Here is a 24,112-nt window from a genome sequence, read left to right on the forward strand (position 1 = left end):
CGTCTATAATTCGCTGGAAGCTTCAGGTTAACGCCTTCAGAATCCGTCAAAAACCCGACGAAGTTCCTTTATCGCCCGTTACATTTCCTTTCGGTTTAACGCGGCCAACTCGTTAATGACCCGGATTAAATCTTCCGTCTGCTTTTCGGAAAATGTCGTAATTTCAAGGCTGTCCATTTCCCGTTCGAAATCCCGGAACCGAATCGTTATCCCGTTATTGGTATGGTTGTATTCTCCCCCATCGATGTCTTCCTTAAGAATATCGATAAATTTCTTCTTAAGGGGCACCAGGCTGTTCGCGTTCTGCTCGAATATCGAGACCTGCTCGGAGCTGATCGTGAGGAAGCCCTGAAAAGCGTATTCCCGGTACTTAAAAACCAGCAACCGAAAAATTTGCTCCGTTCCGGACATATGCCCGGCGCCGCCGCTTCCCGCTCCGATCCGCCCTGCGGCTCTAAGCCTCCCGGGAATGCCCCTCCCGCCAAGCTTGTTGTTGATTTGGTGAAGCAGCTTAATGACCTCGGCAAAACCGATTAAAAGCATGCCGGCAATGAAGCCGCCCATCCACCACGGGAGTGCGGCGAACATGACGAATCCGGAAAAAAACATGTTGGCGGTCGAGCCGACGACAATACCGATGCCGAAAGACAGGACTATGACAATAATGCCGATGACGAATAAAATAGATGCTACATGATTTTTATCCTCGTTCAAGCAGTGTCCTCTCCCTCCATTGTCTCGCACCAATGTTACCACATATACCCATATTATCCTATACTAGAGAGTGGGTCCGATCCGGAAGCTGTTCAAGCAGACGGCCGGCATACCGCCGGGCATATACGGAGCATGGGAGCAAAAGGACTCAGAACGGCTTCGCCAACATCAAATAAAGCACAGCCAGGGGGATGACGATGACAAGCGTGCCGAAAACATCCCAGGTCCGGGACGCTTTCCGGTACGCCGCCGTCAAAGCGCCGGCCGTTTCCGATACGGCCGTTTCCTTTATCATCTTCCGCTGCGCGGGAATCAAAACGGCCATCCAAATCAGTCCGCTCGCCACGAACAACGCTTCGGAAGCCGTCATCCAGTTTAGTTCGGTCAATGGATATCCTCTTCGCGACGCCATAATATGCCCGGTTGCGATCAGCATCACGACGCCGGGCAGCGTAAAAAAGTAGTCTGCCGTCATGACGTTTCGGGCCACACGGTGCAAATGGGCCAAATCTTTCCCTCGCTCCGCCGATACTTTCCAGAACGCGGCCGTTATGATGTTGCCAAGAAACAATACGGCGCCCAACACATGAAGAAACAACAGCATTTTCATCATTGCTCTCCCCTTTCGAATGAATCGAGCATGCGGATGCACTCCAGCATGGCGTCTCGTTGCCCCTTATGATATTGCAAGCCTACGGTCAAAGAGAGCAGCTGATGCTTCGGCATTTGCAGGCGATAAGCGTCATGCAGATTCTGTAGCTTCGCAAGCTTTGCCTCATGCTGCCCGATGCTTTGCTCCATCCAGTTCCGTAATTCGCCGTCCCCTGCCTTGTCTCCAAAAAACAGCCTCATGCAAATATCGGAACGAACGCTGTCCGCGTCTACCGGCTGCTCAAAATATTGCGCGAGAACCTCTCTTCCCGCATCCGTAATCGAAAACTCGTTCTTATTCGGCCGATCCTGCTGGACGATCGTTCGTTTTTCGATACACCCTTCCTTTTCCAGGTTTTTCAATGTCGGATAAACGCTCCCGTAGCTTCCGTCGAAAAAAAACGAAATGGCGCCTTCGAACTCTTTCTTGATTTCATATCCGGTCATCGGCCGCTTGCTAAGAAGGGCGAGCGCGACATATTTGGCCTGCAGCTGCATGTTCGGAGCCCCTTTCGATTCGATTCATATAATCATTATTTATATTCATAATGTTAATATAAAATTCCCATTATGTGCAACCATTATTTTGCAACGACAAAAAGCCCCGCGTCATGACGACACGGAAGCTTTGCCCGGCAATTTGTCCGTTTGAAACCTGCATGTTCAACCTGATACCGCCGCTCGGCTGTTGTCCGCCTTGTAATAATTTCATTTTCGTCAAATTTTGCAGAGCTGACCGTGATGGATGCGGGACGTTTCCACCTGAACTGTAGCGTGGCCAATGCCGAAGTCGTCTTCGAGCAAGTGCAAGGCCTGGTGCAAAATTTCCTGGCTGTCCGCCGCATCGTCGACCAGCAGGTGGCACGTCATAGCGACCATTCCCGAGGTGATCGTCCAAATGTGCAAATCGTGCACGTCCCGAACCCCTTGCAGCTGAACGAGCGAACGTTTGACTTCATCATGGTCGACATCGGCAGGCGTGCCTTCCATCAACACGTGGATTGAGGACGATAGCACGCCCCACGCCCCTTTCAAAATAAGCAGCGCGACAAGAACGCTGATGATCGGATCCGCCGCGTACCAGCCCGTCAGCATCATGACGAGGCCTGCCGCAATCGCGCCGACCGAGCCGAGGGCGTCCCCCAGCACGTGAAGATAGGCGCTTCTGACGTTGATGTTATTGTTAACATCGCCTTTGCGCGTAAGCTGCCAGGCACTGGCGAGATTGGCCAGCAGGCCGACTGCGGCGATCGCCATCATCGAGCCGCTTGCGACAGCCGGAGGCTCCATGAATCTTTGGACCGCCTCGTAAACGATAAAGCCGGCAATGGCGAAAAGCGTTACGGCATTAAACAGCGCCGCCAATATTTCGAAGCGATGATTGCCGTACGATTTGCGGGGCGTAGCGGCTTTGGCGGCCGCTATCATCGCCAGCAGGCTGAGCAGAAGAGAGCTTGCATCGCTCAGCATATGTCCGCTATCGGATAAAAGCGCAAGGCTGTTCGTCCAGAGGCCGCCGAAAAACTCCAGCACCATGACGACGCTCGTAATGGAAAGTGCTACGATCAGCCCTTTCTTGTTGCCGTCCCGCACGAAATCATGCGCATGATTATGGCCATGGTGACCGTGTGAATGGCCGTGTCCGCTGTGGCTGTGGCTGTGGCTATGATTATGGTTATCATGATTGCGGTTGCGATGATCGTTGACTATCTGATCGTTATTTCCCATGAGGGCATCCTCCTCGACGACTTGTTTCTAATGCAGCTGCATGACCCGGAAACAGCTTTTCAAATTATCATATGAGCAAATGTTCATATGTATATTATGGATTATTTTTGATCTTCTTGTCAATAACCAATCTTTTTTTATTATTCCCTTGGACGTTTTTTTCATCGTCATGGATTAGTTTGTTCGTTTACTGCCTACCCTATCGATGTTATACTACACTAAAATTCAATAATACATTTTGCAGAAATATGTCGAACTATCTCCTTAATCCTAAAAACTGCTATGAGTTGGAAGGTGTGATTGTGGAGACTCCAAAGGGCGAAACGATTATTCTGATTCCATCGCTTGAGCCGGATGAGAGGTTGTTAACGTATGTTCAGCAATTGCGACATTATGGACTGAGAAACATTATCATCGTGGACGACGGCTCCGGCGAGAAATACCAGCCGATTTTCCGGGAGCTCGGCAAGAACGGCTGCGTGCTGCTGCGGCATACGGAGAATAAGGGAAAGGGATCTGCACTAAAGACGGGCTTTCGGTACATTAAACGGCAGTTCGACGAGATAGCCTGCGTGATAACGGCAGATTCGGACGGACAGCACGCTGCGGAGGATGTATATCGGCTTGCCGAAGAAGCGAAACGCCGTCCCGGCGCGCTGCTTCTCGGAGTAAGAAACTTTAGCGAGGGGGGAATACCGCCCAAGTCCTTGCTCGGCAACCGGATTACCTCCTTTATTTTTGCCATGCTGTACGGCAAGCGGCTGTCGGATACCCAGACAGGGCTTCGCGCTTTCGGCCCGCAATTGCTTGCATTTATGCAAGATGTTCGAGGCTCCCGGTTCGAATACGAGCTGCAGATGCTTATTTCCTGTATCCGGTCGGGCATACCGATTCATACGCTGCCGATTCAAGTCATTTATGAAAACGGAAATGCGGGGACTCATTTCAAAGCGATCCGGGACAGCGCCCGGGTGATGAGTGTTCTATTCTCCAATTTCATGCAATTTATTTTCTCTTCGATTGCCGGTGCGGTAGTCGATTTAGGAATCGCATGGCTTTTGATCGATTTATTGCGGCCGATGTTGGGCCAACAAGACTATTTAAGGATTCTATTGGCGACGGTCATCGCGAGAATCATTTCCATTATGGTGAATTATTTGCTGAATAAGCACTTTGTATTCCGGCAAGAGGATAGCCGGGGAAGTTTATGGCGTTATTTGACGCTATGCGCGCTAGTGATATTACTTTCAAGCACAGGGGTTTATTTGATCCATACCATTTTCTTCATCAGCGAGAAAATAGCGAAACTCATCTGCGACGCCCTGCTGTTCCTGCTAAGTTTTCAGATGCAGCGGCGGTGGGTATTTGCAGCAAGGAGGCAGCGGCTATAGTGCAGAACGAAAAACGGCAAAATATTTTGTTTGTCGTCACGGTGATCCTGATGTCCGTTTATTTGCTTTGGCGTTTGATTTTTACGCTGCCGTGGGATCAGGGTGTTTTGAATATGGTTTTCGGCATCCTGCTGATTGCGGCTGAAACGGTAACCGTGCTGACTACCTTTGAATTGTTTTTTCAGAAGATGCAAAAGAAACGTACGCTTCTCGACTTCCCGAACGTTCCGCCGGAGCATTATCCGGACGTAGACGTATTCATTGCCACGCACAATGAACCGGTCGATCTATTGTATAAAACCGTCAATGCCTGTACGTTTATGGATTATCCGGACAAGCGGAAGGTTCATATTTATTTGTGCGACGACGGAGGGCGGCCCGAGGTAGAGGAGCTTGCCAAACAGTTTGGCGTCGGGTATCTTGGTTTTCCCGGAAACACGGAGGCCAAGTCCGGCAATCTGAATAATGCGCTGAACAAAACCGCTTCCCCGCTTATTGCAACCTTCGATGCCGACATGATTCCGCAGCATACCTTTTTGATGAAAACCGTTCCGTATTTCCTGCTCTCCGAGTTTATCAAGGACAACGGGGAATGGCGGCTTCGCAGAGAGGATGAACGGGACGACAAATTCAAGCTCGGTCTGGTTCAAACCCCTCAGAGCTTCTACAATCCGGATTTATTTCAATTTAACCTTTATGCGGAACAAGGCATTCCTAACGAGCAGGATTTCTTCTCAAGAGAGGTTAATATTTTGCGCAATGCCTCCAATTCGGTGGCTTATACAGGAAGCAACACGGTCATTTCCCGGAAGGTGATGGAGGAAATCGGCGGTTTCCCGCTGAGAACGATCACCGAGGATTTTGAAACGAGCATCCGTTTGCAGCAAGCGGGTTATATTACTTATGCAACCCAGGAGGTGCAGGCCGCAGGACTGACCACGACAACGGTCCCGAGCATGATTAAGCAGCGCATCCGCTGGGCAAGAGGCATTCTTCAAAGCTTGCAAAATACCCGCGCCATCATTTCCAAGAAACTTCCCTTCTGGTCGAGAATTACCTATTTAAGCAGCTTTTTGTACTGGTGGTCTTTTTTTAACCGGCTGATTTTCATTTTGGCCCCCATTTTATTTGCGCTATTCGATTTCCAGATTGTAAATACCGGCTTTATGGAAATTTTAATCTTTTGGCTTCCGGCCTATTTCTGCTACAGTATGTCGATGCGTTATCTATCCAGCAATATTCGAAACCAGCGCTGGAGTCAAATTATCGATACGATTTTTATGCCGTATCTGATTGTGCCTGTCTTCCTGGAAACCTTGGGCATCCGTGAAAAAACATTCAAGGTTACTAACAAAAACAAAGCCGCCGGCCGAAAATGGTTGACCTCCCTGTTGTATGCACTTCCGCATATCTTCCTTCTTCTTCTTTCGATTGCGGCGCTGGTACGGTTTGTGAGCGGCAAATACGGCTTGGCTCTTTTCTACAGCAGTATCATCGTTTTTTGGCTCGTTCATAATATGATTGCTTTATGTTATGCCCTGTTCTTCATGATCGGCCGCCGCGCATATCGCGAGACGGAGCGTATTCGGGCGCAAGAGGATGTAACGATCCGCAGCCAAGCTAACGATCTGCAATACAGTGCCCGGACCGTTGACGTATCGGAGCACGGCATTGCCCTGTATGTCGCACAACCCATGTACATGCCGCCGCAAACTACGCTCAATTTGACAGTGAAAAACGAGCGCTATGAGGCGAATCTCGATGCGGTCATCGTTTATGTGAAAAAGGACGGAGAAGGCTGGCGTTACTCGGCAACGGTTGAGCCGATCAACGAAACGGACAAACGCCAATACATGCAAATCATCTATGACCGGAAGCACTCTTTGCCCGAGCAGATGAATCTTTGGGATACGGCTTATGACGATATGATTCGTAATGTGAAAAGGCGCATTATCCAGCCGCTCTCGTATCAGAGAAAAATGCCGCGGATTTCGCTCGAATGTCCGGTCGTTTTTACAAATGGCGATAGCTGTACGCTGCGCAGCTTCAATTTCCTTTTCTTTTCCGCCTCCGGCTTCAAGGGCGATACGACGACCGGGACTTTTGTTACTTTTTATACGAAAAGTAATATTGAAGTCATTTTGCAGCATACGAGAAGAACTAGAGCCCGTCGTCACGAGCTGCTTCTCTCGGTCGTGAATATTGACGATATTGTGGAGCGCGGCCTTATCGATCAGATGCTGAAGGATTTGATCCATTCGCATTCCGAGAGCGCTTAAGAGGATTAGGAGAGATAAGAGATGCCGACCATCCTGCAACTTTTGACGGGAGCCCTGTTGTTATCCTCCTGTCTGGGTTATATGCTGCTTGTTAGAAAAGCATTGTCGCTGGACTGGGAGTTTATCCCCGTATTCGTGTTTTCATCTATAGCCTGCATTATTTTTTTGGGCGGTTTGGCGGGGCAGCTTTTTACGGTCAGCCTTGCCGTTATGATTTTGGGTCTGCTGGCGTTAGCTGCGATCGCGGTTCTCCGGGTGCGCCAAAGGGCTTATACATTTCGTTTTGCTTTTTCCGTCTACCTGTTTTCATTTTTGGCAGGAAGCCTTATTTTTCTTCTGCTTCTGTTTCAGAACAAATTGACACACTACGATAATTTTTCCCATTGGGCGATCGTGTTGAAGGTGATGTTAAGTACGGATGCTTTTCCGACGCCTTCTTCCAATCTCATTGATTTTAAAAATTATCCGCTCGGCGTCTCGTCCTTTCTTTATTATGTATGCCGTTTTGCGGGACATGCCGAGTCCATGATGTTATTCGCGCAAGGGCTGCTCATTTTTTCTTGTTTTTATGCCATGTTTGGCATCGTTTCCGAGAAGAAGCGTTTTCTTCTGTATGCTTTCCTTGGGTTGGGCCTTTCCGTTCTTTCTTTTTTTAATATGACGATCCGCATCACCAATCTGCTGGTCGACTTCTTGCTCCCGATTTATACGCTGGCAATCTTCGCGGTTGTTTATCGGTATCGAAACGAGATCAAACGGGCATGTATCGTCGTACTCCCGCTTGCGGGGCTGCTGACTGTGATGAAAAGCACCGGTATTATTTTTGCGGCAATCGGGTTGATCTTCTTGATCTACACATGGCTGACTCATTGGAGTAAGCCCGGCTGGAAACATGCGCTTGCCGTTGCCGGGATGCTCTGCGGCGCATTGCTGCCTTACTTCGGCTGGAGTTGGCGTATGGCGACCGTCTTTCAGGGGATAAAGAACAAATTCGACGTTTCTTCCTCCGGTCTTCAAAGTATGGAGGCGGGAAAAACCGCGGAGCAAATGCATGACATTATTTCGCTTTTTCTGAGGTCCAGCATCGATCTTACGACAAGGCCGGCGATCGGGATTGCCGTCTTCCATCTCGCAGCGATCGCCGCTTCCGTTTTTGCGGCTGTTGTGTTGAAGAAGAAATGGAACCTGTGGAAAGCGCTGATTGCCCTTGATATCGTTTTATTGTTGTATTATGCGGGGATTTTGGGGTTGTACCTCTACTCCATGCCGCTGGATGAGGCGATTTGGCTGGCAGGCTTTGAGCGTTATGTTTCGAGTATCGTGGTACTTTTTGCCGGCGGTCTGGCGCTTTGCGCTGCGGTGGATCTGGAGCGTTCCTTTCATTATAAAATCGGCGAAGTGCCCGACTATCGTTCCTTCAAAAACGTAAAAACGAAAGGCTTCTATCAAAAAGGAGTTATGGCCTGTGTGGCGATTGCCGCCACTTTGCTGCTATCGGAATATAACGGCATCTTTTCCATTGCAAAAAGCTACGAAACTACGCTTCCGTACAAAGTGCATTCGGTTACCGGCGACCGGTGGTACAAAAGCGGCGAAGAAGACAAAGCCAAGTATCTTTTTTACGCCTCGGACACCGATCAGCAGGTGACGAACTATTACATGCAATATATCGGGAAGTATTTCTTGTATGCCCCTAAGGTGGACGGGATTTGTTTGTTCTATGAGGACAACATGGATAATCTTTTGAGCGGCTACGATTATTTGGTCGTCGTGGAGAGCGATTCCGACGGGAAACGGTTGTTGAAAAAGCACTACGGCGTTGACATGCAGGAGGGCATCTATAAAATTACACGCTCCGGGGAGCAAGTCGTTCTTACTTGGCTTTGAGGTTATTATCGGATAAACAGCTTCACCGTCCTTTTAAGGACAAGCGCGTATACAGACATGTAGAGCCGCTTCCGCAATATACTTTGCTCATAAATTGAATAAGACTCTTGATTCACTCCCTTCCTGCTGGAAGGAAGAGCAAATCAAGAGTCTTTCGTAATCGAGCCTACGCTTCGCTTAATTCGATGATCGTATGAATATGCACCTTCGGAATCGTAAAGGCGATTCCGTCCTCGCGCCGCTCCACGGCGAGCGCTTCGTTCTCCGGCTGCACAACGGCCCGGCTAAGCGACTTGTCGCGGATGTGCACTCGGATATCATGCACCGGCGTGATATTCTCGATCGGGTTATAATAAGCCGTGCTTTTTTCTCCGGCATGGATGCTTTGGAAATTGATGATGTGCAAATACGTTTTACCGTTCTTGCGCATGACGTTCGTCTCGATATGCGTCGGCGCAGTTACTTCGGCATACTTCGTATAGTATTTGCCAAGCAGGTTAGTCACGATTCGCCGCACCCAAAAATGATTGGAATGCCAATACGAGCTAAATACCGGAGCGGCGATATAAAGTGCCGTTCCGTTTCCGAACTTGTTCGCGCTGATCCCCGGGAAGTCACTGACGTTGCCGCCCGGCGGAATCGGATGCCGGAAGGCGCGGTTAGGCGCCGGCACCGTAAGCGGCCATTGGATGCTGCTCAGCGTCTCGGCCGTCGTCGGCACCGTTTTGACGAATGGCGCTTCGACAAGCTGCGGGATGCGGGCGATGCCCTGCCACAATTCCTCGTGCTCGGTCAAATAGCCGAACTCGTAAGGCGAGCGCTCCAGGTAACGGACGCCCAGCAGGTTGGACAGCAGCAGATTTTGCCGCTCCTTGTTGAACGTCGCCGCTCCGGCCGCCAGCAAAAGCCCCCCGGCCGCCACGAACGCCTCGAGCCGCGAAACCGATTCCGCCGAAAGCTCGACCGTTTCGGGCAGAACGACGACGCGATAACCGCTCAAGTCCGGGAAATTGTCGTTATAATAAATATCGAATTGGTGATGGCCTTCGAGCAGCATTTTGGCTGCGCCGAACGTCGCCGCATCGTCTTTGTCGTGGTACCAGTTGTTCGTGTTGTTCGCGATCAGCGCCACTTCCCGAACGCTCTCGGCGCGGGTGCAAAACCGCTCGCGCTCCTCGACGAAACCGAACGCCTCGCCGATGATGTCGTAAACGCCCGCCTGCAGCGTGCCGTCAGGCAGCATCTGGTCGCCGATATTGATAATGCCGCCGTTCGCCATAATTGTTGCGAACTCATACTTCAGCTGCTCCGCCGTTTTGCAAGACATGAGTCCCCAGCCTTCGGTAAAACGCACCGTCATGATTTGGACGGGAACGTCCAGCGTACGCGCAAAACGAGCGCGTATCGAATGATTGTGGAACGAACCGGTAGCGGAAGGCTGCGATTCCCACAAGCCGTAATCGCTCGTCGCGTTGACGGAAGCGGGCTCTCCCATCCGCCATGCGCCGTTGCAATTAACGAGCACGTGCGGACGGATGCGTTTGATCGTCGAAGCGATCTCTTCCATGCAGCGCGCCGCCGAGTCGATACCGAAGCGAATGACGGTTTCGCGCTCGGTTTCGAGCAGCTCCGGCGTAAGCGCCCGGCCGTATTCCTCAGCGAATTTCTTTTTGCAGTATGAACAGAAGCAATAATGATTGTGCAAATACGGAATGTCCAGCAAATAACCGTCCATCTCGTACTTTTCCGTTATTTCCTTGATCTGCGGAATGACAAGCTCTTCGCGGTACGGGCTGTTGATGCACGGCAGCTCCCATACGGTTCCTTCCGCTCCGCGCACTTTGCCATGCTCGTCCACTTGATACCAGTCCGGATTGTCGAGCACGGCCTTCGCATCGGTTCCCAGCGAGTAATAAGCGATAACCTTGATGTCATGCTTATGCGCTTCCTCCAGCACCTCGCCGAAAAAATCCTCCTTCAGCCCGCTATGCTTATGCCCGACCGTGTTGTCGTAAAACGCGTTGCCGAAATGGCATTTGGTAAACACGCCGATGACGTTGACCTTCGCTTCGACGAATTGCGCGACGAACGACTTTGCGTCGAAGTTTTTGATCGCATCCCGCGGAAACTCGGGCATATGAAAATCGACGTGCACCTGCCGCATCCGGTCCCAAAACCAGCTATCTTTCTTCATCATTTACCTCCTGTTCAAAAGCTAGCAAAAGCCCAGCTTCAAATCTGTAAAACTTATGACAAACATTCCTGATTCACAGGCACGTAGAACGAAAACCAATGCTCAGGTCTGCACCTGATCGTGTACCGGACGCTTGTCGGCGTCATTCCGGTACGGAGAAGCCGCGCTAACTGGAAAACCTGCAGCTTATTTCGGCTTTAAAGCCTGACAAAGCGTTCTAACTGGAAAAACTACATGTAAATTTGGTCCTTTTTGCTTATTCGGGCATTTTCCGCAAAATTAACGGGAGTTTTTCCATTTAAATAGCTAAATCAACGAGATTCCCGAAAAATAACTGGAGTTTTTCCAGCTAGCAACAACCTTCACGCTTCGATAGCGCTGCAAACAGCGGCGCGCAGCTCCCCGCGCGCGGCTGTTTGCCTCATAACGGCGCCGGTCACCTTGCTTACCTCTCGACGCTTGCCCGCTTCTTCAAGCCGAGCCGCTCAAGCTGCTCCTCCGGCGCATCGAGCTCCAGCAGCTTGCTGACGAGCGCGCGCTGCATGTCGACAAGCTTGTCCGGCCGTTCCTCCGCCAAGTTGGCGTACTCGTTCGGGTCGGACCGCTTGTCGCTCAGCCAGGTCGGCGTTTGCCATGACGGGCAATCCACCGTACGCCGTCCGTTCTCGTAAGGACCGAGATCGTACGGAATGAATTTCGCTATGCTGTGGCCGTACCAATACAACGGCTTATTCTCAGGCACAGGCGATTGGTGCAAAATCCAATCCCCGTCCGTAATCGTTACGCTGCGCCCGAACATGCCGCAAATCGCATAACTGCGCGTCGTCGCGCCCGAATCGCGCAGCACCGGCAGCAAATCGACGCCGTGGCGCTCAGGCGGACAAGGACGTCCCGCAGCCCCAAGCACCGTCGGATAAATATCGACGAGCTGCACGAGCTGGCTGCGCCGTTCGCCTTGGCCGTACTGCGGATGCGCGACGATGAACGGAATATGTCCGCAAGCGTCGTGCTGATGCGTCTGCAGCTTGCCGATGCGGCCGTGGTCGCCGTTGTACGTGCCGTGGTCCGAGGTGAAAATAATCATCGTGTCGTCCCACAACCCAAGCTCGTCGAGCTTATCGAGCAGCTTGCCGAGCCATTTGTCGGTCAGCACGACCATCGCGGCATACCTTGCCTGCACATGGCGCAGCTGCTCTGGCGTAAAGTGATTGTCCCATTTGTCGTAAGGCACCATCGACTTCCAACCGTCCACATCGTACCCGCGAGGATCGAACATTTTAAGGATATCCTCGGGCGGATCCCAAGGCTCATGCGGGTCGAAGCAATCGATATGGAGGTAGAAATCCTTATGCGTCCGGTTCTTATCGAGCCAGTCGGCCGCTTGCGTAAATACCTGCGCGCAGAAGTAATCCTCTTCCGTCTTCCGCGTCAAATGCACGTTGCGGTGATGGCGCTCCACCTTATGATCCGCGTCGTCCGGACACGGAAACTCGACCGGGTCGGTTCGCCAGGCGTCGGCTTCATGGCCTCGCACAAACTCGAAGCCGGTGTAACCCATATGGTAGTTGCCCGCGCCCTGCTCCCACAGGTGAAAATGGTCGGTCACCATATAGCTGACCGGATATCCTTGCCGAAGCTGCCACGTCAGCGACTGATTCGGCGGACCCGACACCTGCCGCGGCAGGTCGAGATCGTTATCCTCAAGCGGGCCCCAGCCGCGCTCGAGAAATTCGTAACGTCCCGTATAAATATCCCGGCGGGCCGGCATGCAAGGCGTCGAACCGCCCCATGCGCGGTCGAAAGTCGTTCCCCGCTTCGCAAGCCTGTCCATATTCGGCGTCGGTACGACCCAATCCGGCTGCTCCGCGCTCATCACTTGATTGAGCGGCCGCCCATGGTGATAGGGTCCGCAATGATCGACACGCAGCGTGTCGCAAACGATAACGATGCTGTTCATCCGTTGTTTTCCCTCCCGGTCATGTTGATCCGCATAATAGCCCGTTTAAGCGACGCCCCCTGCCCGCTGCCGGCGAGCGGCGGCGGACAGGGGGCGTCGGAGCTGTTACGGCCTGCGGGCTGTCAGGTCTAGCGGTCAAACCCATTATTTTTTCGAACCGTATTGATTGTCTTTCGTCCAGTCGTTCGCTTTCATCTGATCGGCCATGTCTTTCTTCAGCGTATTTTGCATTTCGGTCGTGAACTTATCGATCGTCACCGAATTTTCAAGATACAGCTGGCCGATACGTACGAGATCCTCGTTCAGCTTTTTGCTGATATGAGCCGCGTAGAAGTTGACCAAAATCCGGTCGCCGACGAACTGGAAGCCTTTCAAGTGATCCGGCAGATTGACGTTGACGAGCGTAGTCGCCGTGTACATTTTGTTCCCCATGATCGTTGCGACTTCAGGCGAGGACAAATATTTGAGGAAGTCTACGGACGCCTCCAGCTTGTCCCCGGTTACCTTCTTCGGAATCGTAAATACCATGTCCGGATAGCCGCCCAGCTCGTAGAACTTCTCGGCCGCATTCGGATTTTCGTTCTTCGTCAAGTAAGGCAGCGCGAACGTGCCGTACTCGAATTTGCGCGCCTTCGAATCCTGGATCGTCTTCAGCTCGAAGTTGCCCGCCATCACCATCGCCACGTCGCCGCGGATAAACATCTCTTTGGCGGTGTCGCCGTTCATCCCGTTATAACCTTTGGCCCAGTACTGCGACCAGTCTTTGATGATCGGCATCATCGCGTTCCAATCCGCCGATTCCAGGTTGATGGCGCCTTGGTCGACCGCTCCCGCGATTTCGTTCAGCTCCAGCTGGCGGTTCGCATTCCAGTCGAACGATTTCACCTTCTCGGCGGACAGCTGATTCGTCATCAGGTTGACGACCCACAAGAGGTGGTTGTCGCCCGGCTTCGAGTTGGCAAAAGCGAACGGCGTCACGCCTGCCGCTTTCAGCTTTTTCTGGACATCGATGAATTCGGTCCATGTTTTCGGTATTTCCAGATTGTTTTTCTTGAACAGGTCTTGGTTATAAAAAACGCGGATCGCCAGCGTTTGCAGCGCGACTCCCGAAAGCTTGCCGGAGATCGGGTTTTTCATTTCGTTGAGAATAGTCGGCGTGAACGTGTCTTTCCATACTTTATTGTCCGTGTACGGATTCGGCTTGTCATATTCGCTCGTCAGGTCGACCAGCAGGTCCTTATTCAAGTCTTCATGCGTCCACGTATAACGGCTAGGCACGATTTCCGGGGCGGTGCCCCCGATCAAGCCTGTCGTCAGCCATGTGCGGAACGCGTCGCCGTCATTCGGTGTGTAGTCGAGTTTGATTTTGACGTTCGGCTTTTTCTTGGCGTAGCCGTCGACAATTTCCTGCCATACCGCTTTGATTTCTTCCTGCTTCGGCGTTTCTACGGCAAACGTCAGGTTGACCGTTTTATCGCCGCTTCCCGCCGCTCCGCTATCCGATTTGTTGTCCTCCGTTTTCGCCGTGCCGCAAGCGGCCAGCACGACGGATAATGCCATCGTCAGCGTCAAGCCTTTGGAGACAAATCCTTTTTTCTCATTGAACATGCGATAACACCCCTCTTGTATGATGGATAAAACAAGGCAAGCATCTATCCTACCCTTTCACGGCCCCCGATGTAATCCCGGAGATGAAAGGCTTGGTAGCAACCATGAACAAAGCCAAAAGCGGAATGGAAGAAATGATGTAACCCGCCAGCTTGACGCTGACGCCTTGATCCATATTGCCGGTTACGGTGCTGAGCGCGAGAATGACCGGTTTCACGCTGTCTCCGGTCGTCGATACGAGCGGCCAAATGTAGTTGTTCCAGCCGGACAGGAAGTTGATGATCGAAACCGTCGCGATGACCGGCATCGACAGCGGCAGCACGATCCGCCAAAAAATTTGCAGCTCTCCCGCCCCTTCCGTCTCGGCCGCTTCCAGCAGACTGCGCGGCAGCCCTTCGAAAAACGTCCGCATGAGGAACGTCGCCATCGAAGCGCCGAACGCCATCGGCGGAAAAATTTGACCCTGGTACGTATTCAGCATACCGAGCTTTTGCACGAGCAGAAACTGCGGGATGAGAATCAGAAAGCCGGGCACCATCATCAGCGAAAGGATGAGCATGAACAGCACGTTTTTGCCCGGATACGAGAACCGCATGAACGAATAACCCGCCAGCGAAGAGATGAACAGAACGCCGGCCACGATGCAGCTCGAGATGAAAATCGTATTTAAAATATAGGGCCCGGTCTGCTTGAAGGCGGACACGTAGTTGTCGAAATGAAGCGGAAAACCGATACCCCAGAAGTTTAAAATCATTTGCTCGGTATATTTGAAAGAACTGACGATCAGCATATAGAAAGGGAACAATGTCAGTCCGAGCAGTATGACAAGCACCGCGTAATGCGGTACGGCAGCCATCGTTTTGCGCATGGGAGTAGTCCCTCCTTTCTAATCGATCGTTTCGGTATTTTTGACGAACCGGTTGTTCGCCCAAGTGAGCAGCAGCAGGAACAGGAACAAGATCAGGCCGATTGCCGAAGCGTAGCCCATTTTACTATACGAGAAGCCTTGCAGGTACAAATATAGCGCCGGCGTCATCGTTGACTGGCCGGGACCGCCGTTCGTCAGGACGAGAATATTTTCGAAGCTTTGGATTTGCTGGATGATCGTCAGCACCATAACGAGCTTCATCTGGCTGCGCACGAGCGGCAGCTCCAAATGGATGAAACGCTGCCAAACGGTCATGCCGTCCAGCTTGGCCACCTCGAACAGCTCGCTCGAAATGCCCATGAGTCCGGCCAAATAAATCAGGAAGGTAATGCCGCCGATCCATGGAAAGTTGACGAAAATGACCGACCAAATCGCCGTTTTGCTCTCGCCTAACCAGGCATGCGTCCACGATTCGAGCCCGATCCGTTCAAGCAGCTCGTTCAGCACCCCGTAGTCCCCTGCGAAAATCCACTGCCACGTCAAATAGATGACGATGCTCGGAATGACGAGCGGAATGACGAACCAGAGCTTGAACACGTTTTGCAGCCTTTTGCCCTTGACGTGAAATACGAGCACCGCGGCAAGCAGCGGAACGGTCAACTGAATGATGACCCCGGATCCGGTAAAAATCAGGATGTTTTTAAGCGAAGCGTAAAACGTCTTGTCCTTGAACAATTCGACGAAATTGTCGAGTCCGATGAACGTTTTGACATTGGCGCCGTTCCATTCGTAAAATGACATGATCAGCGCCTGAAAAAATGGGATGTACTTGAATGTCGCTAGGACGGCAAACACCGGGAGCAGAAAAGCATAGCCCTTCCAATGTTTGCGAAAAATTCGTGATGCGGCCGCAGCCATGGCTTGACCCCCCGTCTATCGTTTTCGGTAACGTTGATTGTTATAGTTATTACTGTACGTGAAAACGTTTTACGTGACGAGGTGACATTCTTTGAAGCTAAGGGGGTACATTTTTTGACGCCCGGTATTGCTGGCTTCTTGCCGGCGTTTCGCGCGAAAAAATAAACGTTCATGCCCGCCGGGCTGCTGACTGCGGTGAACTTTTGCAGATTGTGAAGTCGTTTCTTTTGCGATATGTATTTTGAGAAACCGTAATTTAGCCCGTTCATCGGGTTCCTATAAGCCCGTTATAAATAGCCTGTCCGCTATAGGTTGCGAAAGGCGAACGTATGCTATACTTAAAGACACTTTCAACTAGTCGGAGGGGGAACGGACATGAATGTGCTCGTCGTGGACGACCAACGGCTGTCCCGCGCAGGCATCGTTAAAATGATCGAATGGGAGCGCCTCGGCTTGACTTTGGCAGGGGAGTCGGCGAACGGACGGGACGCGCTGGAGCGGATCGGGGACGTGGAGGCCGACATCGTCATTACCGACGTGCGCATGCCGGTCATGAGCGGACTCGAGCTGATCGAGAAGGCGAAGGAGCAGTATCCCGGCCTTTCGTACGTCGTTATAAGCGGCTACGACGATTACTCGTATGTGCGCAAATCGATTCAGCTGACCGTAGCCGATTATTTGCTGAAGCCGGTCGACCCGCAGGAGCTGAATGCGCTGCTGGAAAAAATCGTTCGGCGGCACGAGGAACAAAGTCTGCAGGCGGAGGCGGATTTGCGCAGGTGGCGCGAGCGGTTTTTTCATTTTTTGATTGAAGGCGTTTACGAGCAGGATGAAGCGCAGCTGCTGGAGGAATTCGCCGAAATCCGCTTTGCCGAGGCCGACAGCCGGTTCGTGGCGGCCGTGTTCGAAAGCGCGCTGGACAAGCAGGCGGTTTATGAAGCGCTCCGCCCGCTGGAGGCGCGAATGGCCGTCTGCGTGCTTCGCACGCGCGGCGTTTATGTGCTGCTGGCGGCGGCTCCGGCGCTGTCGGCGGACGAAGTCGCCGATATGCTGGGGCGGCTGGCGGCAGCGGGCGCTTATGCGGCGACGCCTGGCGGCGCTGGCGAGGACGGCAGGCTCCGCGAGGCTGCCGGCGAGAGCGCGAGCAGCAGTCCGACGACGGGGAGCGGCAGTGGCGCGACGGGAACGACGGACGGCGGGCTTCGCGAGGTTGCCGGCGAGGAAGCGAGCGGCAGTCCGGCGACGGGAACGGCTGGCGGCGGCGTTGTTTTGGCGACCGACGGAGAGCCGGCGCTGCGGCGGATCGGAGTCGGCACGGTGGCCCACGGCGTCGCCAGGGTACGCGAGTCGGTCGGCAAGGCGTTCGACGCCTACACGATCCTGACGAGCCGGCCGGCCGGCGGCGAAGTGGAGCCCGCCGCCACCTACGAGCGGCTCGAGTCGGAGGCGGCGAACCTCATCCCGCTCAGCGCGGCCTGGGAGCAGGAGTGGGCGCTCCATCTCCGCCAGGGCAACCGCGACGCGGCGCTCGGCAAGCTCGCCGATCTGCTGCGCGACGGCACGTCCGCCCATCCCGACGTCGCGGACAGCACGTACCATTACGTGCTGCTGCGCGGCGCTCGCGAGCTGTACGAATCCGGCCTCATCCGCGAGCCGGATTTCCTCGAGGCATGCCGCATTGCGCGTTCTTTGCCGGCGGTCGTATCGCCGGAGGAAAAGCAGCGGACGGTAACGGACTTTTTCCTCAGCCGCCTGAAGTCGCCCGAGGACGAGCAAGGTCTCGAGACGCGTCAAGCGGTGGAGAAAGCGCGGGCCTATATCGACGCGCATTTTTGCGAGACGATCAACCTGTCGGAGCTGGCCCAGCGCAGCTATATGAGTCCCGGCTACTTCAGCTCGCTGTTCCGCCAGTATACGGGCAGCAACTTTCTCGAATACGTCACGAACCTTCGCATCGAACGCGCCAAGGAGCTGCTGGCCGCCGATCCGGAACGCAAAATCGGAGACGTCGCGCTGCTTTGCGGTTATCAGGATATCAAATATTTTCGCAAGCTGTTCAAGCGCCATACCGGCATTACGCCGCTCAGCTTTAAGGAGGACGCGGCCCGGTGATCGGCAAAATCGTCCGCAGCGTCAGCCGCAGCATTCATCAGAAGCTGCTGCTCTCTTACTTCGTCGTTATTTTACTCCCGCTGCTCCTGATCGGCAGCATTTTGTTCGTCTCGATGCTGGCGATTACGGAGCGGCAAACGCTCGACAACCGGGCGCTCGAAATGAAGCTCGTATCGCAGCAGCTTCAAGCGTACACGGATCAGCTCGAGCTGTACTCGCGGGTCATCTACACCGGCGAGCTGCAGCAGTTGCTCAATGCCGGGCCGCCCGGCGACCCGATCGCTTTTACGCGCTGGAAAAGCGCCTTGTTTCAGCAGTTCGAGGAATGGTACGGGTATATGAATATCAAGGCGGCCATCCAAAATGTAACGATCGTGCTCCCCAACGGAACGGAGATCGCCAAGGAATCAATCTATCTGCCGGATACGCGGCTGGCGAACGAGCTCTGGTACCGGAACGCCGTATCACGGCAGGGCGAGGTCGTCATCGCCGGCCCTTTTGTCCGGCCTTTCGCGAACCCGCAAACGGTCGCTTCGCCCCATACGTTCTCGCTCGTCCGCAAAATCAACAATACGATTGGCAGCTCGGACCTCGGCGGCATCGTCGTCGATATCAATGTCATGGACATCGCCCGGCTCATGACAAGCTTGAATTTGCGCAACATGACCATCCTCAATGCGAACGATTCGGTCGTTTACACCGATCGCAAAGAGGAAATCGGACAAGTTTGGCCTCACGGGGCGAAGCTGCTAAGCGGAAAGCCCGGCTGGATCGACTTGGACGGAGAGCGGATGTTCGTGAACACGGCGGAGCTTCCGGCAACGGGCTGGCGCTTCGTCAGTCTTGACCCGCTCAGCTCGCTGTCCGCCTATTCCGTAGCCTTCCGCAACGTCACGGTAGGCGTCGGTCTTGTCGGCATGCTTATCGCACTCGTTATCTCGACCTTCATCGCCGGACGCATCACGAAGCCGCTGCGCACCCTGCAGCAGAACATGAAGCAGGTGCAGGCGGGGCGCTTCGATATCCGGCTGGACGTCACCCGTTCGGATGAAGTCGGCCAGCTGACGCAAAGCTTCAATCAGATGACCGACCGGGTCGAAACGCTGGTCAACGACGTTTACAAAGCCGAGATTATCCGCAAGGAAGCGCAGCTTAAGGCGCTGCATTCGCAGATTAACCCGCACTTTTTGTACAATACGCTCGACTCGATGAACGCCATCGCGGTGCTGGAGAACGTTCCTTTGCTGTCCCGGATGTCCCGAATGCTTGCGGATATGTTCCGCTACAGCATTTCGCAGGGCGAGCAGGTCGTTCCGCTGGGCGAGGAGCTGAACCAGGTGAAGCGGTACGTCGAAATTCAGCAGATTCGCTACGACTACAAGTTCAGCTTGTTTCTGTCGGTACCTGATAAGCTGCTGGATTACCGCATTCCGAAGCTCACGCTGCAGCCGATCGTAGAGAACGCCGTCTATCACGGTCTCGAAATGATTCCCGACGAAGGCATCATCGCTATAACCGCATACGAGACGGCTGAGGGAGTCGTCATCGAGGTGTTCGACAACGGCGGCGGCATGCCGGAGGAAGAGCTGAACCGTATCCGCCAAAGCATGCGGGAGCCGATCGACTATGCCGATCATCTCGGTCTCGCCAACGTGCTTGAGCGGTTGCAGCTGCATTACGGCGGCGAGTATGGCATTTCGCTTGACAGCATCCACGGCAGGGGTACGAACGTCGTTTACTGGCTGCCGAAGATGGCGTCGCCGGAGCGGAGCTCTTGACGGACGGTCTTTTGTTTGGCGGAGGTGCCCGCGTCATTGGAAACTATACCGTACGCTAGGTGCAAAACCCCGTGTGTTAAAGAAAACGGCAAATATCCCTAACCATCTCGTCGTAATGGTTAGGGATATTTGTGTTACACCGTATTAGAGGCTATCATGAACAGCTAAGCGCTTATCCGTTCGACTGCAGCTGGAAAACCGGGCGGTTTTCCCCCACGATCGTCCCGTTTCCGTTCGCAAAATGCTTCGGACAAAGCTTGTACAGACGCTCGATCGTATCCTTCCGGTCGTAGTTCAGCTGCTCCAAAATCGAAGCGACGATCATCGGCCATTTATCCTCAGAGCCGTCCATCACTTTGAGTGCGAACGCCATCCGTTCCTTGCGCAAGCCTACGCAGTAAACGCCTTTCGCTCCGCCCTTCGCGACGATGTTGTCGTCCATCAGCAGCGCCGAGCAGATCATATCCGTGCCCGATACCATCTCGAAATGCTCGTTCATAAGCGGCGTGATCTGTTCCACGGCTTTGCGCGTCGCCTCGTCGGCGATCAATTCCGGACGGGCCAGCTTCAAATACCCCTTCGCCAAATTAGACAGCGGAATCGCAAAAACCGGGAATCCGCAGCCATCGATACCGATATGAATTTGCTCGGCCGGCACTTCCGTCAGCATGGCCAGCGTTTCCAAAATCTCCTTTTGCACCGGATGATTCGGATCGGCGTAACCTTCCAGCGGATAGCCTTTACTTTTGCAATACGCCAAAATGCCGAGATGCTTGCCGGAGCAGTTGTGATATAGGCGACGCTCCTTCTGCCCTTCCGAAACTACTGCGTCCCGTGCTTTCGCGTTTAGCGGATAAGACGGACAGCAGACGAGATCGTCCTCCGTAACGCCGATTTTACCGAGCATCGACTCCAGCACCTCGACGTGAAACGACTCGCATCGGTGGGAAGCGGTTTGAATCGCCATCTCTTTGCCGGTAAAGCCGAATTTCTCCCCGGTATTGTAGCGGAACGAAGGAATGGCTTGAAACGGCTTCGCGGACGAACGCAAATAGGTCATATGATGCGGGTTTCCCGTTTGGTACTGCACCTCGCCGGAATACGAAACGACGCAAACATGTCCCCAATATTCGCACTCCACCAGCCCGCCCCGGCGTTCCTCGATTAACAGCTCGCTCTTGCTCATGATGTGATCCTCCCAGGTCGTTATTAAAAATACAAAGATAAACGACTTCGCCGTCCTAAACGCTTTCGAAGAAAGCGGCTTCGCAAGCATAAGCTAAGGACAGGCGCGTTTACCGCAGGTCTAGAGCCACTTCCACGACATACTTTCTGCCCTGAAATAACGTTATTTCATTCATCAGTGGTGCCGCGAAACGGCATCGAAGTCTGCCCTGAAATAACGTTATTTCATTCATCAGTGGTGCCGCGAAACGGCATCGAAGTCTGATAGACGGATAAAACGGTTTCGTTTCGCATTGCACGAACCCCGGCGCCCGGAGTTTCGCTGCAAGACGGCGGTCGGTCTACCGCATGCGTGCCGGCCCCGCCGGCTTACGCCTTCGCGACGATGCTTGCCGCCGCTTGCAGCCGTTCGGGATCGATCGTCTGCAGCGCGTCTCCTTGCAGCCGCACGCCGGTCCCCATATGCACTTCGCTTACGCCGGTTTCGCGAATGAACGATGCCAGCGTATCGACGTTCAGCCCGCTGCCTGCAAGCAGCGTAATCGACCGCTCTTTGCATAGCTTGTCCAATTTTTGGATTTGCACTACGGCATCCAAAGCGCTCGGTTTTCCGCCCGAGGTCAAAATACGGCGAATTTGCGGATACCCTCCGAGCACATGAAGAGCCGCTTCCTGGTCGGTCGCTTCGTCGAACGCGCGATGGAAGGTTACCGATAACCCTTCCGCTGCTTCCAAAAGACGCTTAAGTGCAGGCTCGTCGACTTCCCGTCCTGCCGTAAGCGTTCCGAGCACGATGCCCGCCGCTCCAAGCTTGCCGATTGCGCGAATATCCGCAAGCATCGTTTGGAGATCGTCTTCGTCATAGCAAAAAGAGTTCGCGTGCGGTCTCACCATAACGTGAACCGGTATACGAACGGCTCCCAATACGCGCTCGATAAGCCCTATGCTTGGCGTAACGCCGCCTTCCCGGATGCCCGAAATGAGCTCGATCCGGTGCGCGCCGTTCGCTTCGGCCAGCTTCGCGTCCGCGACGCTCGTTGCGATTACTTCCAGCAGCATAACGATTCCTTCTTTCCGGAGTGAATTTCCGCGGGCCCGGCCTTCACGCCGAACTGCCCGTTATAGCGTCATAAAATATATATGGCGTACGTTTAGCCTGCCTGCGCAGTCTTCCGCCGATCTACCTTGTGACGACTGCATTCTACCATAAGCGCGCATGAAATAAAAATGGAAAATCACAAAAAACGCAATCGGCCTCCCGATCGTCATGACGGGCGGTCATTGCGTTTCGAGGCCGGACTCTTTCTTTTGCGCCATCAAAGCGTCCAGATGATACGTGACGATGCGGGTAATATCGTCCGGCTTCACAAGCTCCGGGCGCATAACCCCATGAACGACGAGCCCGTCCACCAGCGCATGCAGCCGCATGGCTTCGAGCTTCGGATCGATGCCGGGCTTCGCCAGCTTCAGCTCGATCGCCGAGTCCACGATATGCCGGAAAAAGGCGAAAAGCGAATCGTGTACCTCATCGCTAAGCAAACGAAGCTTTGGATGCGCAAGCGAGTTTCCCGTAAAAGCAAGCCAAACCTCGCATTCGGCTAGCCGCTCTTCGTCCAGCGGGACCAACTCCCCGATAATCGTCTCCATATCGGTGCGGGGATCCCCGCTTAGTGCCATCCCCTTCATTCTTTTTGTGACCCGTTCGGAAACAAGCCGCATCGAAAAAGCAAGCAGCTCGGACTGCGTTACAAAATAGTGCCGCAGCGAGCCGAGCGACATCCCGGCTTCCTCTGCGACCCTGCGCACGGAAACTCCCTCCAGCCCATCGCGCCGTATGATGCGCCAAGCCGCTTCCGCAAGCTGTTCCCGACGTTGATCGTGATCTACAATTTTCGGCATGTTAATAGTTTAGCATGGATTGTTTTTTTAATACAGAAGTGCTAAAATAACTTCGATCTTTATAATACATTTGTATTATTAAAACTCTAATCCGGGACGCCCGAAGTTTCTCACTGAAGAAGCGACGCCCGCAACAAAGCATTTCTTAAGTTTCAAGCAACCCTTAGCACGTTGTCGCGCTGTTGGCGCTAGGTGACGACGCTGCCGTTTTTGCTGCACGATCAAGGTCCCGTCCACAAGGGAACTCTCTCCGTCGGCCCCGCTGGTCGCCCTAACGCCCTAAATCGTCTTTCTCAAGGAGTGTCGCTTATGATAACCGCATTTATAATCGGCTGTGAAATCGGGTTTTGGCTGTTCGTCATCGCCGGCCTCGTGTGCCGCTACCCGCTGCGCAAGAAACGGCTCGGCGCGCTGCTGTTGTTCTGTACACCGTTAGTCGATTTGATTCTCATCATCGCGACCGTCGCCGATTTGCGAAGCGGCGCCGTCGCCACAACGGTTCACGGCATCGCCGCGATCTACATCGGCGTCTCCGTCGCCTACGGGCACCGAATGATTCAATGGGCGGACGTCCGGTTCGCGCACCGTTTCGCCGGCGGCCCCAAGCCGCTCCCCAAGCCCAAGTACGGCTCGGAGCATGCAAGCTACGAGCGCCGCATGTGGCTTCTGCACCTTATCGCATGGGGGATCGGCTGCCTTGTTTTGTACGCCATGATCTTGATTGTAGGCGATGCAAGCCGAACCGAAAGCCTGATGGGCACGCTGCGGCTGTGGTCGGTCATCGTCGGCATCGACTTCCTCTACAGCTTCAGCTTCACGCTGTGGCCGCGAAAGGCAAAAGCGTAAAAAGACACTGCGAGCCGGCCGTTTTAATACTAAGATGAGGCAATAGTGCCCTATGCGTACCCGCATTTTGAATGCGGGTCCTTTCATGAAGAGGAAG

The 24,112-nt window shown here is 53.6% G+C and carries 18 protein-coding genes; 6 read left to right on the plus strand and 12 right to left on the minus strand.

From position 1 onward, the window contains the following. Positions 1–78 precede the first annotated feature (78 nt). The 4 genes from DQG23_RS29190 to DQG23_RS29205 all read right to left on the minus strand — a co-directional run bounded on the left by DQG23_RS29190 (position 79) and on the right by DQG23_RS29205 (position 3,093). A complete protein-coding gene (locus tag DQG23_RS29190; RefSeq protein WP_113034579.1) occupies positions 79–714 on the minus strand; it encodes a hypothetical protein in 636 nt (211 codons plus the stop codon). 148 nt (positions 715–862) lie between these two features. Beyond that, complete coding sequence (locus DQG23_RS29195; RefSeq protein WP_238178092.1) at positions 863–1,327, minus strand: DUF2269 family protein; 465 nt, start codon at positions 1,325–1,327, stop codon at positions 863–865. Beyond that, complete coding sequence (locus DQG23_RS29200) at positions 1,324–1,863, minus strand: PadR family transcriptional regulator (protein WP_113034581.1); 540 nt, start codon at positions 1,861–1,863, stop codon at positions 1,324–1,326. Before DQG23_RS29200 ends, DQG23_RS29195 begins: the two co-directional genes overlap by 4 nt. Positions 1,864–2,082: 219 nt before the next feature. Beyond that, positions 2,083–3,093: a cation diffusion facilitator family transporter gene (locus DQG23_RS29205; protein ID WP_113034582.1), complete on the minus strand. Its 1,011-nt coding sequence runs from the start codon at positions 3,091–3,093 to the stop codon at positions 2,083–2,085. A gap of 302 nt (positions 3,094–3,395) precedes the next feature. On the opposite strand from DQG23_RS29205, the gene DQG23_RS29210 reads away from it, so the two are divergent. The 3 genes from DQG23_RS29210 to DQG23_RS29220 are packed head-to-tail and all read left to right on the plus strand — an operon-like array spanning position 3,396 to position 8,650. Next, positions 3,396–4,484 carry a bifunctional glycosyltransferase family 2/GtrA family protein gene (locus tag DQG23_RS29210; protein ID WP_158560751.1) on the plus strand — a complete coding sequence of 363 codons (1,089 nt, stop codon included), beginning with the start codon at positions 3,396–3,398 and terminating at the stop codon, positions 4,482–4,484. Then, positions 4,484–6,763: a glycosyltransferase family 2 protein gene (locus DQG23_RS29215; RefSeq protein ID WP_113034584.1), complete on the plus strand. Its 2,280-nt coding sequence runs from the start codon at positions 4,484–4,486 to the stop codon at positions 6,761–6,763. The genes DQG23_RS29210 and DQG23_RS29215 overlap by 1 nt, the downstream gene beginning before the upstream one ends. A 21-nt stretch (positions 6,764–6,784) precedes the next feature. Further along, entirely contained in the window at positions 6,785–8,650 is a 1,866-nt protein-coding gene (locus tag DQG23_RS29220) for a hypothetical protein (RefSeq protein WP_113034585.1), read from the plus strand. Between the two features lie 166 nt (positions 8,651–8,816). On the opposite strand, the gene DQG23_RS29225 is transcribed toward DQG23_RS29220, so the two are convergent. The 5 genes from DQG23_RS29225 to DQG23_RS29245 form a co-directional block, all read right to left on the minus strand. Beyond that, a complete protein-coding gene (locus DQG23_RS29225) occupies positions 8,817–10,844 on the minus strand; it encodes a family 10 glycosylhydrolase (RefSeq protein WP_158560752.1) in 2,028 nt (675 codons plus the stop codon). Positions 10,845–11,289: 445 nt separating this feature from the next. Beyond that, positions 11,290–12,801, minus strand: coding sequence for a sulfatase (locus DQG23_RS29230; RefSeq protein WP_113034587.1), 1,512 nt, complete (start codon positions 12,799–12,801; stop codon positions 11,290–11,292). Between the two features lie 144 nt (positions 12,802–12,945). After that, on the minus strand, positions 12,946–14,409 hold the full coding sequence (locus DQG23_RS29235; protein ID WP_113034588.1) for an ABC transporter substrate-binding protein: 1,464 nt from the start codon (positions 14,407–14,409) through the stop codon (positions 12,946–12,948). A 49-nt stretch (positions 14,410–14,458) separates the two neighbouring features. Further along, the gene (locus tag DQG23_RS29240; RefSeq protein WP_113034589.1) at positions 14,459–15,277 is read right to left on the minus strand and encodes a carbohydrate ABC transporter permease; all 819 of its coding nucleotides are present in this window, start codon (positions 15,275–15,277) and stop codon (positions 14,459–14,461) included. Positions 15,278–15,295: 18 nt separating this feature from the next. Further along, on the minus strand, positions 15,296–16,195 hold the full coding sequence (locus DQG23_RS29245; protein ID WP_113034590.1) for a carbohydrate ABC transporter permease: 900 nt from the start codon (positions 16,193–16,195) through the stop codon (positions 15,296–15,298). A 375-nt stretch (positions 16,196–16,570) separates the two neighbouring features. On the opposite strand from DQG23_RS29245, the gene DQG23_RS29250 reads away from it, so the two are divergent. Together DQG23_RS29250 and DQG23_RS29255 are read left to right on the plus strand one after the other, a co-directional pair. Beyond that, positions 16,571–18,307, plus strand: coding sequence for a response regulator (locus DQG23_RS29250; protein WP_113034591.1), 1,737 nt, complete (start codon positions 16,571–16,573; stop codon positions 18,305–18,307). Further along, entirely contained in the window at positions 18,304–20,085 is a 1,782-nt protein-coding gene (locus DQG23_RS29255) for a cache domain-containing sensor histidine kinase (RefSeq protein WP_113034592.1), read from the plus strand. Before DQG23_RS29250 ends, DQG23_RS29255 begins: the two co-directional genes overlap by 4 nt. A gap of 172 nt (positions 20,086–20,257) precedes the next feature. On the opposite strand, the gene DQG23_RS29260 is transcribed toward DQG23_RS29255, so the two are convergent. The 3 genes from DQG23_RS29260 to DQG23_RS29270 form a co-directional block, all read right to left on the minus strand. Continuing rightward, positions 20,258–21,271, minus strand: coding sequence for an asparaginase (locus DQG23_RS29260; RefSeq protein WP_113034593.1), 1,014 nt, complete (start codon positions 21,269–21,271; stop codon positions 20,258–20,260). A gap of 368 nt (positions 21,272–21,639) precedes the next feature. Further along, a complete protein-coding gene (locus DQG23_RS29265; protein ID WP_113034594.1) occupies positions 21,640–22,329 on the minus strand; it encodes a copper homeostasis protein CutC in 690 nt (229 codons plus the stop codon). 219 nt (positions 22,330–22,548) lie between these two features. Beyond that, the gene (locus DQG23_RS29270; RefSeq protein WP_113034595.1) at positions 22,549–23,169 is read right to left on the minus strand and encodes a TetR/AcrR family transcriptional regulator; all 621 of its coding nucleotides are present in this window, start codon (positions 23,167–23,169) and stop codon (positions 22,549–22,551) included. A 309-nt stretch (positions 23,170–23,478) separates the two neighbouring features. On the opposite strand from DQG23_RS29270, the gene DQG23_RS29275 reads away from it, so the two are divergent. Beyond that, positions 23,479–24,015, plus strand: coding sequence for a hypothetical protein (locus DQG23_RS29275; protein WP_113034596.1), 537 nt, complete (start codon positions 23,479–23,481; stop codon positions 24,013–24,015). Positions 24,016–24,112 lie beyond the last annotated feature (97 nt).

The organism is Paenibacillus contaminans, assembly GCF_003285015.1.
Lineage (GTDB): Bacteria > Bacillota > Bacilli > Paenibacillales > NBRC-103111 > Paenibacillus_V > Paenibacillus_V contaminans.